At 53.1% G+C, this 14,398-nt stretch carries 9 protein-coding genes; 8 read left to right on the top strand and 1 reads right to left on the bottom strand.

What is annotated here, in order from left to right:
• Positions 1-57: 57 nt before the first annotated feature.
• The 7 genes from M3089_RS01510 to M3089_RS01480 all read left to right on the top strand — a co-directional run bounded on the left by M3089_RS01510 (position 58) and on the right by M3089_RS01480 (position 10,665).
• Positions 58-1,644: a tetratricopeptide repeat protein gene (locus tag M3089_RS01510; protein ID WP_249081372.1), complete on the top strand. Its 1,587-nt coding sequence runs from the start codon at positions 58-60 to the stop codon at positions 1,642-1,644.
• Between the two features lie 203 nt (positions 1,645-1,847).
• Entirely contained in the window at positions 1,848-2,195 is a 348-nt protein-coding gene (locus M3089_RS01505) for a DUF3244 domain-containing protein (RefSeq protein WP_249081371.1), read from the top strand.
• A 66-nt stretch (positions 2,196-2,261) separates the two neighbouring features.
• Positions 2,262-3,008 (top strand): hypothetical protein, encoded by a 747-nt coding sequence (locus M3089_RS01500; protein WP_249081370.1) that lies wholly within the window; start codon positions 2,262-2,264, stop codon positions 3,006-3,008.
• 687 nt (positions 3,009-3,695) lie between these two features.
• Positions 3,696-5,843 (top strand): outer membrane beta-barrel protein, encoded by a 2,148-nt coding sequence (locus M3089_RS01495; RefSeq protein WP_249081369.1) that lies wholly within the window; start codon positions 3,696-3,698, stop codon positions 5,841-5,843.
• Positions 5,844-6,017: 174 nt separating this feature from the next.
• Entirely contained in the window at positions 6,018-8,114 is a 2,097-nt protein-coding gene (locus tag M3089_RS01490) for an outer membrane beta-barrel protein (protein WP_249081368.1), read from the top strand.
• 182 nt (positions 8,115-8,296) lie between these two features.
• Positions 8,297-10,492, top strand: coding sequence for a peptidase domain-containing ABC transporter (locus tag M3089_RS01485; RefSeq protein ID WP_249081367.1), 2,196 nt, complete (start codon positions 8,297-8,299; stop codon positions 10,490-10,492).
• Complete coding sequence (locus tag M3089_RS01480; protein ID WP_249081366.1) at positions 10,489-10,665, top strand: hypothetical protein; 177 nt, start codon at positions 10,489-10,491, stop codon at positions 10,663-10,665. Before M3089_RS01485 ends, M3089_RS01480 begins: the two co-directional genes overlap by 4 nt.
• A gap of 548 nt (positions 10,666-11,213) precedes the next feature.
• Here M3089_RS01480 and M3089_RS01475 read toward each other — a convergent pair.
• Positions 11,214-11,957, bottom strand: a complete 744-nt coding sequence (locus M3089_RS01475; protein ID WP_249081364.1) for a helix-turn-helix domain-containing protein — start codon at positions 11,955-11,957, stop codon at positions 11,214-11,216.
• 330 nt (positions 11,958-12,287) lie between these two features.
• On the opposite strand from M3089_RS01475, the gene M3089_RS01470 reads away from it, so the two are divergent.
• Positions 12,288-14,398: TonB-dependent receptor (locus M3089_RS01470; protein WP_249081363.1), on the top strand; the 2,111-nt coding region annotated here is incomplete at its 3' end.

Genomic DNA, 14,398 nt, shown 5'->3' with positions numbered 1-14,398 from the left:
CAATTCTGATAAAATAATAACAGACTATAAAGTTTTTTTGTTACTTTTGCATTTGTTATGAGTATTGTCACCAAGCTATTCTTGTTTGCATCAGCAGTTGTCATGGCTGTTTTCATGTCGTGCGACACCAGGCACATCTATCCGCGGTCGCTCCTGGTTGCTGACAGCCTTGCTGAGTGCAACGCCGACAGCGCCCTGGCCTTGCTCGACACTATAGCCGACAGCGCCCACGCAATGCCCCTGCAGGACAGCATGTATTACGCCCTGCTGAGGGTAAAGGCCCGTGACAAGGCCTACCAGCCTAACGACACCACCGACGGTATACTCAGTATCGTGAGCTATTACGAGCATGGCGGCGACCGCCGTCTGCTGCCCACAGCCTATTATTATGCAGCCAGTGCATATCGCGACATGAACAAGCCGGCCGCTGCCTTGAGGTATTTATATAACGCCATCGATGTGGCAGAAGAATACGGCGACGTGAAGATAATGTCGCTGTGCCATGCGCAAATAGCCAATTTGCTTTACATGAACAGGCTTTACGAAGAGGCCTTAAAGTCATACCGCGAGGCTTTGTTGTGTGATTCAATGCGTGGAAATTCAATTGGAATGATGTTCGATTTTCGCGACTTGGCGTGTTGTTATAGTGAACTTGGCCAATTTGACAGTGCGTTGTGCTTATTTAATAAAGGTCTAAAGTTGGCTGTAGAGCGTGGTGATGAGTCAATGAGAGCCTCAATAAGCGCTCAAAAGGCGCGTGTATACCTCGATATGAGAAAATACACAGATGCAGAACGTTTGCTCAATGTTGCTATAGCCTATGACGATTCAGTAGACAGGACTTCCGTCTTGTCTATAGCTGCGCGTCTTTACAAGGATACGAATCGCGAGGCTAAGGCTATTGAATGCTATAAGCGGCTTGTTGTAATGGGTAATCTGTATGGCAAGCAAAATGCACATGCCAATCTGTCTGAGTTTTATTCAAAACACAGCATGATGGATTCCGCCACTTACCATTTCAGGCATTTTAAGCAGCTGACAGATTCCATAGACAGAATCAGGGCCATAGAGAGCTTGGCAAAGATAAGATTTGAAGAAGAATACAACGAATGGAAAAGAGAAAGCAAAGATCGGTATGCCGCCTTTTTGGTCACTGCCGTAGCTTTGATTGTGGCAATGTTGGTGTTTAAGTCTTTGAAGAAACATCTTCGTAATAACCGTGTTCGTGTAGGGCATGGAATGGATGAAGCGCTAGATGGTGCCGATGTCTCTGTTTCAGAACGCAAACAGCGTTTGATGGCAACGCCGATAGTTCGGAAAATAACACGAATTAAAAACGACAATACAAAATGCTCTGCAGGCAATGAAAACAGGCTCACGGATGATGACTGGGCTGAATTGGACGACTGCGTGAACAAGATATACCCAGGATTTAAGAATTGCCTGTTGTCAAAGACGAGGATATCAGAAATAGAATATCACGTTTGCCTGCTTATAAAAATTGATTTGCAGCCGGCAGAAATAGCGCGGCTTACATTTAAAGAGGCGTCTACAATAAGCAATATACGCAGGCGATTGTTCCGTAAGATTTTCGGAGTTGACGGCAACGGAAGCGATTGGGATAATTTCATACAGTCTCTTTGACGTGTGGACATGGCTGTTATGCCATTTTTGACACTTTACGCTTACTTTGCGTTCTGCTTGTAATTATTTGTAAATCAATTAGTTGCTCTTATGAAAACACTTTTGAAAACAGTCGCAACCAATTGAAAATACTTTTGAAAACCCAATAGTTTTCCTCTTTCTTCTGAAAATGCTAACTTTGCCATAAAAAAGAAAGGACTGATATGGTAAGAATTGCAACATTGTTAATTGGACTTTTTGTTTCGGCAAATTGCTTTGCTGATATAAAAGAAGTGGAGTTGAATGAAAATAATGATGAAGAAACATCAAATAAAGGTCATCGCAGCGTAGCTCCCACAGTAAATTATGATGAAAATAATGTATGGATAAAATCCAAGGATTTGCTTCCCAATGTAGACATTGTCATAAAGGATTCTGCCAACAAGGTGATTTATCATGGTGCCATGCCTCTGTCACCGTCGGCAAGTGTGATACCGTTGCCTGACGACAACGAAAAATACAGCATTGAGTTGTCTTACGGCAAGAATAGTTTTAGCGGGTTCTTTGAGTAGTGGTAATCAGCTGTAGCTGTCTTTAAGCCATGGGTTGAAATGTTGGTTAAACAGTGTTTTTTATTAATGATTAGAATATTGAATATGGGAGATTTTGACAGGAAATCGTTGCTGCTGCTTACGGGTGGCTGTGCCGTTGCTGCTTTTGGCGTGTGGCTCGGTAGTATTGCCGGGGGCTTTTGGGCCTTGGCCCTTGTGGGCTTGTCCGTATGTGGGGTGGTTGCCCTTGGCCTGCGCGGGCTTTTGCGCCGTCTTTCCGGCCAGACGCTGATGGTCGACGGCATCCTGCTTGTTGGCATCCTGGCCTGCCTCAGCCTTGAGCAGTCGGCCTTGGTGGTCAACATGGTGTTTGCCGCCTTGGCTGTGTTCCTGTGCGCCGACGTGGCGGCGTGGTTCCGCCAGTGGCGCGGCAGCCTGTCTGATGGTGCCGTTGCCGATGCCGGCCGTGGCGTCGTGGCGTCGTTCGTGGCTCAGCTTGTGCTTGGTGTGGCCCTGCTGGTTGGTGTTGGCGTCGTGGCCTTTGCCTCGGGCGTCGGGCCGTGGAGGTGGCCTCTGGCCGTGGTTCTGTCGTTGCTTTGCGTCTGCCTGCTGGCGGTTGTGGTGCGCCCGCGTTCGGCTGGGGGCGGCCTCAGGCGCGAACTCCGCGTGGGCCTTGAGCTCGACTTGGCGTTCATGGCCATCATGCTTTATGCCTTCTGTTGCTCAGACTTTCAGCCGGGGCATTGGCTTCCGCTCTGGCTTGTGGCTCTCGATGTGCTGTTCTTTGCCTCCGACATAGCGCGGTGGAGGCTCGACAGGACAGCCAGAATCTAAGAATTGAAAGTTAAGAATTAAAGGTTGGGCGCCGAGTGCTTGCTGCATCACGCCTTGTTGGTGGCAATGTCATGTCAATGGGTCGATAACCCGCCAAATGCTTATAAGTATAAAAAATAATGGCGGCAAAACAACTAAACTTAAAAAATATGTTGTATATTTGCGATATATAGATATTTGACTCACGTCTGTTTGATTGATTATATGATACCGGCCCTGAGCCGCATTCCGCAGGGACTAATTCCGACATACCGACTTTTATTACTGCGCATAGATAAAAGCATGGACCAGACCCAAAAGGAGCGGAAACCGAAAAGCTATATGAGTAGGTAATTACGATTAATAACCAGAAACAATGGAAACAAATAAAAAGTTGAACGAGGTAGCCATAATGCAACGCCTCAATGACGGATAACAGACCCCATGTGGCCGGAGGAGTGGTAGGTGGTTACTTTGTGCAGTGGTGTCCTGTTGCAGACAATCCTGCTTTTTGTCATTAGATTGCAGCCATGCCGATAGGCTGCACCGGTATGCAATAAATTATGGCTGCCCAGATTGCTTCATGGATAGGTTTCCGCACTACGCCGAGAGTCATGTTGTCAATGAGGCCCGCATCAGGGGGCTGCTGCCGGGTGCTTGACATCCGGGCAAGCTAACGTTCAACAATTCAATAAAACAGCACGCATTATGGAGAAGAAGATTTTGGCATCAGTGGCGTTGGCATGTTGTTTTGCCGGCGCATCGGCGCAGACCGTCCCGGCCGACAGCACGCGGGCAGAAGCAAACGTGAACGCCGCCGACAGCACCCGTGAGGCTGTGAGCCTTGACAGTGTGTCCAGACAGATGGAGCTGGCAGGAGTGACAGTAAAAGGCAGCCGCAAGACCACCCGTGCCGACCGTGACACGTATACGTTTACCGAAGAGCAGGTGGAGAAAGCTCAGCATGCGGCCGACCTCGTGGCCACATTGCGTGATGTTCATGTTGACCCTGTGAGCAGCAGGCTGAAGATGATGGACGGTGGCAAGGTTATGCTGTTGCTCAACGGTGTGCCTTGCTCTGACTACGACTTGAAGTCTGTGCCTGCCAACAAGGTAATAAGGGTGGAGCAATATGTTGTGCCACCGGCCAAATATGTTGGCATGGGAACGGTGGTCGACATAATCACCAAGCGCCTTGACAATGGGTTTGCCCTTGGTGTCGGAGGACAGCACGCGCTGACAACAAAGTTTGGCGATGCCGGCACATGGCTGCGCCTCACATCCGGGCGCCACCAGCTGTCTTTCGACTACTCGCTGTCTTACCGTAACTACAGTGACTGCGAGTGGACAGAGCGGTTCGACATTCCCGGCAGTGGCAAGGGGGCGAGTTACATATACCATAACAGCCGGCCCTTTGGATATACAAACAATGACTTCGACTTGAAATACACTTACAACAAGCCCGAAGACCTGGTGATGCAGGTGGCCTTCAGCCCGTCGCTGTCACACTCGTTCAGCCAGTCCGACATGCGGGTCACCACCATTGGTGATGACAACTGGGCCGGGGGAAACGGCGAGAGCCACAGAAAGCTCAACACATTTGGGCCTACGGTCAACGTTTATCTGAACAAGAAGATTGGCAAAAAACATGAGATTATTGCAGATGTGGTGGGCACATACTATCATAATGACCAGAGCGAGAGCAACAGGCAGTGGGCGTGCGATGACGGCGCCACAATGCTTGACGACAACATGACGTCGCGCAACCACAAGGTTTCGCTGATAGCGGAAATGATGTATACGCGATCGTGGAAGAACTCTTCAATGAACATAGGATACAGGGGAATGGCCGGGCGGTCGACGGCCTACATCAGCAACACGCTCAGCGACAACCGCGAATACCGCTACCGTTCGGCCAACAGCAGCCACTACGCTTACGCCGAATATGGCGGCTCACATAAGCGGCTGGGATATAGGGTGAGCGCAGGAGCAACGTTGTTGCGCACCTCCAACGACGACACCCATCAAACATCAGTGGTGTTCTCGCCTCAGCTTTTGCTGTCTTATTCATACAAAAACGGCATTGTGAGGTTGGAATTGTCGTCGCAATCAGAGCCACCCGGCATATCCCAGCTCAGCAACAACGCCGTGCAGCTGGCCTACAGGCTGGTGAAGCGGGGTAATCCCTATTTGCGCAGCTCAAACACATATTCATGCTCGCTTAGCGTTGGCCACCGCCTGTCGTGGATAGACCTCAACGTCTCGATGCTTGCATCGTTCACCAACAACCCCATCAATACGTATTACCATGCCACAGAGTCGGGCAGCGTGGTGCAGACATACGAGAACGCCGAGAGCTTCAGGCAAATGGGTGCCACATACTCTGTTGCCATACGCCCGTTCTCCTCTGGGATTCTCACGGTTAACCTCTACGGAAAGGCTGTCAACCAGCGCATTGACAGCAGGCTGATGGGGGTGAGCTCAAAATGGTATACGCCGCTGTGGTATACGGTCAACCTCAGCCACGGGCGGTTTGGGGCCTACTATACCGGCAACATCGTGTCGAGGTGTATAAGCGGGCCCTACCTCTCCGACGACGAAAACGCTGGCCACGTCATGGTCTATTACCGTCACAAGCAGCTTATGCTGAACGTCGGCTGCTACTGGGCGTTCTCAAGGTCAAAATACCATTCCGAGACATTGCCCAACGACATCATCGCTCACTCATCTACCAACATCATCAACGACAATGCCTCTATGTTTGTCATAGGGGCAAGCTACACGCTGTTCAAGGGCAAGGACAGCAAGATAAGAAAGAAGATAACAAACCGGGATACAGACAAAGGCACGTTCTGAGCTTTGCGGCCGCGTATTTGCCTGTTCTGTACAATGCCGATGGGCATGCTTGCCAAGGCCTCTCTGCCCTGCATGCACCATCGGCGGCTGTGTCAATTCTTTGTGCTCTACCGCATCAGGGGGCTGCTGCCGGGCAAGCTAACGTTCATTAATTCAATAAAACAGACACGCATTATGGAGAAGGAGATTTTGGCATCAGTGGCGTTGGCATGTTGTTGTGCCGGCGCATCGGCGCAGACCGTCCCGGCCGACAGCACGCAAACCGCCCCGGCGGCAAGTGACAGCATATACCGGCAGATGGAGCTTGGCGGCGTCACCGTAGAGGGGCGCACGGCCATACAGAAAGGCGACTACACCGCCTACATGCCAACGCAACGGCAGGTGGACGCGGCCAACTCGGGCATAGGTTTGCTGGCCAACATGATGATACCCAAGCTGACGGTTGACCGGGTTAGCGGAACAGTAAAGAATGCCAACAACACCGCTCCAACAATATATATTGACAACCGCAAGGCCGATGCCATGGAGGCCGACCGCCTGAGGCCGAAGGACATTGTGCGCGTGGAATACTATGACCAACCGTCGGATGAATTTCCGGGAGAGCAGAGCGTGCTGAACTTCATAACAAGAAAGTATGGGCGCGGAGGGTATGTTGACGTGCGCACGTCGACTACATTCCATCCCGGGCTGAATGTTGGAGGATACTCGGCTCAGGTTGGCTTTGACATGAACAAAATGAACATAACACTGCTGGCCGGTACCGACTTCGACCGTGAAGATGCTGTTGGAACATCGGGAACGGAGCACTATGCCTTTGACGCGCCCTTCACGAAGCAGACCACAGCCACCTACGGACTGACGAAGCAACGCAACTACTACGGCAAGATGCGCATGACGTACCGGACGGACAAGACAACGGCATACGCCGACATCGGCCTTGGCTGGGGTGAAACGCCGACCGACCGGCACAGCACTCTTGTAGTCTATTCGCCTCAGGCATACCCTGATGCCATGGCAACAACCACGACGCAAAGCCGCAACGCAACACCGCAGGCCACACTCTTCATGGAGACAAGGCCGGGCAAAGGGCAGACGTTGCGGGTGCAGGCCAATTACGCATACGGCAACAACACCTACCGGCGCGACTACACCGAGGGTGGCCTGACGCCTGTTATCACCGACACAAAGGAAATAAGAAACAACTTTGACGCGCATGTTAAATATACGGCCGACCTGCGCCACAACAACTCCGTAACCTTATTCATTTGGGGATTCAACACATGGAGCAAGGCAGACTACATCGGAACCATTGACGCCGGACAGGAGATTCAAGACGGAGGATTGCAGTTGCTGCCGATGTACACCCACACATTCGCCAAAAAGCTGCGCATCGGCATACAGCCTGGTTTGTATTGGGAGAGATACTACATAAAGGGAATAGGGGCAACAAGAAAGATACAAGGGCGCCCCACTATATCAACAAGCTACAGCATAAACAGCAAAAACTCTCTGTATGCCAACTGGTCGATGGGTACGAGCGTGCCTACCATGGATCTCTACAACAACACGGAGCAGAGGGTAAACCAATATACCATAAAGCGCGGCAACCCGAACCTTGAGATAGAGAAGCTGCACTTTTTTGACATAGGCTACAGCCTGGCACTGAAGAATGTCAACCTGTCTTTGTTCGGAGACTACTTCATCGCCGCAGACTTGACGAAAGATTTCTACACGACAGAAGGCGAAACGATGGTTAGCACATACATGTCAGACGGGGCATTGCACTCTTGCATCGCCGGCGGAGCCGTGGCGTGGAGCCTGCTTAACCGCTCACTGCAATTGTCGGGGCAACTGATGTACAAAGGACAACGGTTAACAGGCGTATATTCCGCACACAATGACTGTATGCTGTTTTCATTGTCAACAAACTATTATATAAAAAACTTCACCTTGACGGCAATGTATTCCTCAAAGATGAGTGAACTGTCCGGTTCGCAATGGAATGAAACTCCGGCGCAATACTATTTCACTGCATCCTGGCACCACAAGGGGCTATACGCAGAGATAGGATGCCAGCGCATCTTCGACAAGGATTACAAAAAGCGGCAATGGTTTGACTTCGGCACTTACAGCTATGACCGAGCCACCGTTTACAACAACATGTGTTCGGCTTGGTTGAAGATTTCTTACAGTTTCGACTTCGGCCGCAAGAAGGTGGAGCGCACCGAGCTTGAGGTTGACCGTGGCTCGTCGGGAATCATGAAGATGTGAAATGTTTAAGAATTTGCATCGGGATGCGTCTTTAGGAGACAGGAGACAGGAGACAGGAGTGTAGGAGTACAGACATTTGCATTTGACTATCACCGCGCAGCCTTTTCGTAATTCTTAATTCTTAACTTATCAAGTTCTTAACTCTTAATTTTTAACTCATAACTCATAACTCAAAGCTCTCAATGTCCGTTTTCCCCTTTCGCATGCAGCACGACGCCATGCAGTGCGGCATAGCCTGCCTGCAGATGGTGTGCGAATACCACGGCCGCAAGATGTCGGCGGCCGAGGTCGAGGAGCTGTGTCCGTCTACGGCCGAGGGTGTCTCGCTGCTCGGCATGAGCCGTGCCACCGAGGCCCTGGGCCTGCACACCGTCAGCGGGCGCCTGCCGGTGGATATGCTTGCCAAGGCCCCTCTGCCCTGCATACTCCACTGGCGGCAGCGCCACTTTGTGGTGCTCTACCGCATCAGGGGGCGCGGGCGCAGGTTGCGCTACTGTGTGGCCGACCCGGCCAAGGGCCTCGTGGAATATTCGCGCGCCGAGCTTGAGGAGGGATGGCTCAGCTCGCGCTCCGATGGCGAAGACAAGGGCATAGCCATGCTCTTGGAAACCACCCCGGCCTTCGCCGAGGCAGCCACCGGCAAGCGTGGCGGCGACACCGGCTCGGTGCGCTTCCTGATGGCCTATGTCCGCCGCTACAAGGCTGCCTTCGCCCATGTGCTGGCAGGGTTGGCCATAGGCAGTGCCATACAGCTGCTGCTGCCCCTGCTCACCCAGGCCGTGGTAGACAGGGGCATAGCCCTGCGCGACATTGGCTTTGTGTGGCTCGTGCTGGCGGGCCAGCTCATGCTCACGTTCAGCGCCACGGCCCTCGACTTCGTGCGCCGCTGGCTGCTTACGCACGTCAGCATGAGGGTCAACCTTAGCATACTGTCCGACTTCTTCGCCAAGCTGCTCAGCCTGCCCATGCCCTTCTTCGACACCAAGCACACCGGCGACCTGCTGCAGCGCATGGCCGACCACGACCGCGTGGAGCAGTTTCTCACCGGCCATGTGCTCACGGTGCTCTTCTCTACCATGACCATTGCCGTGTTCGGCTGTATGCTGCTGGCCTACGACGCCGTGTTGTTCCTCGTCTTCGCGGCCTTCAGCGCGGTCTATGGGCTGTGGATGGCGGCCTTCCTGCGACGCCGTCGTGTGCTCGACTACGAGCGCTTTGAGCGCGAGGCCGACAGCCACGACAAGACATGGCAGATGGTTACGGCCATGCAGGAGATAAAGCTGCAAGACTGCCGCCGCCGGCGCCGCCAAGAGTGGGAGCAAACCCGCCTCGGCCTGTTTGGCATTAGGATGAAGGCTCTCAGGCTGCAGCAGGCCGAAGAGGCCGGCGGGGTGCTCATAAGCAGCGTCAAAGACATCATCATAACCGTCATGGCGGCCATGGCCGTGATCGACGGGCGCATGACGCTGGGCCAGATGCTCGCCGTGCAGTACATCATGGGCCAGCTGGCCGTACCCGTCGACAGCCTGCTTGGCTTTGTCTATTCGTGGCAAGACGTCAGGCTGAGCCTCGAGCGCATCAACGAGATACACCGCGCCCGCCCCGAGGGCCGCGACGGCGCAATGGCGGCCTTCGCCTCGGCCGACCGCACCATACGCGTTGTGGGGCTGTCGTTCCGCTACGACCGCAACGCCCTGCGCCCCACGCTCCAAGACGTAAGCCTCGACATAGAGCAGGGCAAGACCACGGCCATAGTGGGGGCCAGCGGCAGCGGCAAGACCACGCTGCTCAAGCTGCTGCTGGCCTACTACACGCCCGAGGGCGGGCAGGTTACCGTGGGCGGGCGCCCGCTCGCCGACTACGACCCGCAGTGGTGGCGCAGCCGCCTGGGCGTGGTGATGCAAGACGGTGTGATATTCTCTGAGTCGGTGGCGCGCAACATCGCCGTGGGCGACGGCGAGATAGACGCCGACAGGCTCGTGGCAGCCGCCCGCATGGCCCGCGTCGACGACTTTGTGGCCTCGCTGCCGCTGGGCTACGACACGCGCATAGGGCGCAACGGCATGGGGCTCAGCGCCGGCCAGCGGCAGCGCATACTCATAGCGCGGGCCGTCTACAAAGACCCCGAGTATGTGTTCATGGACGAGGCCACCAACTCGCTCGACGCGAGCAACGAGAGGGCCATCGTCGAGAGCCTCGGCGAGTTCCTGCGCGGGCGCACGGTGCTCGTCATAGCCCACCGCCTGAGCACGGTGAGAAACGCCGACCGCATTGCCGTGATGGACCGTGGCCGCATAGTGGAGTGCGGCACCCACGAGGGGCTCACCGCCATGCGCGGGGCTTACTATCAACTTGTAAAAAACCAGCTTGAGCTATGAACGGAAACAAACACTCCGACAATGGGCGCCCACGGGGCGTTGAGCTGCGCTCCGAAGGCATGGTGAGCATGGCCGGCGGCGTGCCCCGGCGGCTGCTGTGGCTCAGCGCGGTTGTCATGGCTGTGGCCGCCGCGGTCGTGGGCGTGGTGGCTGCCGCGCTCACGTGGCTCTGACGCCCGGGCGGGCCACCCGAATAAACATAGGGGGGAGTTAGGGAGGTAGGGAGTTAGGGAGTTAGGAAGTTAAGGAGTTAGGGAGTTAAGGAGTTAGGAAGTTAAGGAGTTAAGACAATAGTATTTGACTGTCTTCCTGCAACACTTTCCCCATGCTCCCAGAGCTCCCATACTCCCAGAACTCCCATGTTCTATAACTATAGTCTGTACTCCGAGCAAAGAATTAAAAATTATGAATTTAAAAAGGTCTGCGCGATGATAGTCAAAAACTATTGTCCTCTAACTCCTTCTCCCTCCTTCTACCTCCCTCTAACTTCATTATACACAAAAGCTATTGTCCTCTAACTCCTTCTCCCTCCTTCTCCCTCCTTCTAACTTCATTATACACAAAAGCTATTGTCTTAACTCCTTAACTTCCTAACTTCTTAACTTCTAAAAAAAGCCTCCAGGATTTATCAGGTGAGCCCCGCGGGCCTCGTGGAATGCTTGCGTCAGCTAACTCAGGGCTCCCGTTGCCTGCCTGTAACCGGCAGGCAGCTTGCGGACATTCAAATTAGATTGTAATCCTCGGCATATTGTACAGCCTCGGTAATGTTTTTGACCCTCAGCTTTTTGAATATGTTGGTTCTGTGGGCCTTGACAGTAACAATCGAAACCGACAGAATCTTTGCTATGTCTTTTATGCTTTTACCATTTATGCTATTCACAATGACAACTTTTTCCATGTTGGTCAAATGTGAGTTCTTGGCCAGAACCCATCCATCGTGTCTGTATTCATAGTGTTCATCTGCCTGGGGTAATTTTACAAGAGCATTCCCCGGTCGTTTCCTCGCCGAATAAGTCAGCATGCACACCCCGAGTATTACGCTTTTTTCTGTATTGCATAGGCAGGGACTTAACGATATGTGTATCATTTCCTTGCATACTGTTGCCTCTATTGATAAGTCAAAATGCAAGACCGATGACTCCGATATGGTGTTGGCTTTTTTCAGCAATGAGAAATAAGAGCTTATGATGTTTTTTATGTCAAACAGCTGCCTGTCGTCAATTAAGTCTTCGTCGCCCTTTGTCCTTGCATTCCTTATTTGTTGCAATTTTAATAAAATGGATGGCGAAACATACGGGAATGAGCAATGCACGAAATCAATCACGACAATCTTTCCATGCCCAAGCCTGTCGAGGGCGTGGGCACTTTTCACATAAGGGAGAATGTCGTCTGCAACTTGTCCTCCCATTGCCTTTGTGCCATGGCCGTCCTGCTGCAGGCCTTTCATTATTTCTTGTATCGTCATACCTTGTATGATTTACTTAATGTATGGTATGTTTGCCTTATACAAAAGTATGATTTTTTGAGTAAAAGCCAAAGATAAATATGAATTTGTTTTGTCGTATCTGTATCTCTGACTAATTTTGGCGTAGAAAGAACGCAATGCCTGAAGCATCAGGGCGGCACCTAAATCACAAAAGGATTCGGTATAAGAAAACATCTGGAGAAGTAGCGGGGATGAGATATTGCAAAATCCATTGGATTTGGATTTTACTTTGTCTTCCCCGTGTTTTGTACAGGCGTTACTTCTGCGTGTAACTTTGGTGAAGACCGGGCAATTAATTAGTTTGATTAGATGATAAGGATATTGACAATGGCTTTGGCAGCCTCGTGGTCGGTGGCCATCGTAGCGCAAGAGAAGATAACGGGATATGTGTATGACGCTTCACGCAATGCTATTGCCGGAGCGACAGTCGTAATGCTTAGCAGTGCCGACTCTGCCTACATCAATGGCGGTGTGAGCGATGCACAAGGCCGGTTTGTGATGCCGCGGCCCCGGTGCAAATGGATGATGGCCGTGTCGTGCCTGGGCTATGAGACCGCCGTGGTCAGGCCGGATGGCGATTCGGTGGCCGTCACTCTCATCGAGGCGCAGCATCGGTTGGGCGAGGTTACGGTCAGGTCTTCGCGCCCGGTGTCGCAGCTCACTCCCGGCGGCTTCCGCTACAAAATACGTGGCACGGCTCTGGCCCATGCCGGCAGGCTCGAAGATGTGTTGGCCTCGATGCCGCTTGTGCGAAAGACCGGAAGCGGATACGATGTGATGGGCCGGGGGCAGGCCGTGTTCTTTGTTGACAATCGTCGCATATACGATTTGTCGGAGCTCGACCGTCTCTCGTCTGTTGACATCGAAAGCATCGAGGTGGTTGCCAATCCGGGCTCTGAATACGATGCTTCTGTCAAGGCTGTGGTCAGGATTGCCACCTATGCCAACTTTGCACGGGGGCTGAGCGTGGATGCCCGCTCGACATGGTACCAAAACCGCAATGCCAGTGTGGTAGAGCAGTTGGGCTTGCGCTACAGCGCACAACGGTGGACGGCATACAACAACCTTGAATACCGCTCTGACAACGACCTGACATGGAAAGACCTCACCCAGACTGTATATGCCGACACGTTGTGGAATGAAGTGAGCAATGAGCAGGAGCACCGCAGGCACAACCGCATAGAGAACACCACGGGCATTGATTGGCAGATAGGCCGGCAGTCGTATGTAGGCGGGCGCTACATGTTGACATTCGATACCTACAGCCGAATGGATTTGAGCTCAGACAACAGTGTCTATGCAGACGGCAAGCCATACGACCAGCTGCTTACCACAGGGCTGCAACGTGGGCACGGCAACCGCAGCCACTTTGTCAACGCATATTATTCCGGGGCCATTGGCGGCTTCAAGGCCAATGCCGACTTCGACTACCTCCGCAGCACTACCGAGACAGACAATGAATATGATGAGGCCAGCCGGGCCGGCAGCAGTCGCGCGTTCACGGCTGTCAGCCGTGTCAACAACCGGATGATGTCGCTGCGCGCCTCGGCAGTCCACAAGCTGTGGCGCGGCGATGCAACCGTGGGGGTGGAGTATGTCCGCACACGGCGAAACGACAACTACCTCAGCACCCTTGACGAGATGCCCACAGCGCAGAGCCTGCTCAGGGAGACGCAGCGCGCGGCTTTTGCCGACTATTCGGTGCTTACCCGTGTGGGCCTCTTCGGTCTCGGCGTCCGCGTGGAGAATGCGCGGTTCACCTTTCATCCCGGCAATGGCGAGGGGGATGTGAGCCAGTCATTCACCAAGGTCTATCCCAACCTGTCGTGGGGCATCCGCGTAGGGCAGTTGCAGGCCCAGTTGCTTTACTCCACTGAAGTAAACCGCCCCACATACCGCCAATTGAGCAAGAATGTGCTCTATGGCAGCCGTTATACGTGGCAGATGGGCAACCCAATGCTGCAACCTGAGTATGTGCATGGGTTGACGCTGCAAGGCGTGTGGCGTATGGTGCAGTTTCAGCTGGGTTACTCCGACACACGCAACGCAATCATCAACTGGGGTACTCAGTCGGATGCACAGGGCGCATTGTCAATAATGTCTTACCGCAACCTGCCTTCGGTCAAGGAGATGCGGCTGGCGGTGGTTGTCTCAAAGAGCTTTGGGGCATGGACGCCACAGGTTACTACGGTGGTTAACAAGCAGTTTCTGAACCTGACAACGAGCATGGGCACTTGCAGCTTGGGCAGCCCGATATGGATAGTCAAGCTGTCCAACAACTTCCGGTTGGGGCGCACGCTTTCATTCTTTGTCACAGCCGACTACCAGAGTCCGGGCGACTACCGCAACGTGCATCTCAGCCGCCACATGTGGTCGGTCGACTTCAATGCCGTAAAGACGTTTTGCCACGACCGTCTGTC

This window comes from Marseilla massiliensis (genome assembly GCF_023336985.1).
GTDB lineage: Bacteria > Bacteroidota > Bacteroidia > Bacteroidales > Bacteroidaceae > Prevotella > Prevotella intestinigallinarum.
This window is presented reverse-complemented; position numbering and strand designations above follow the sequence as displayed.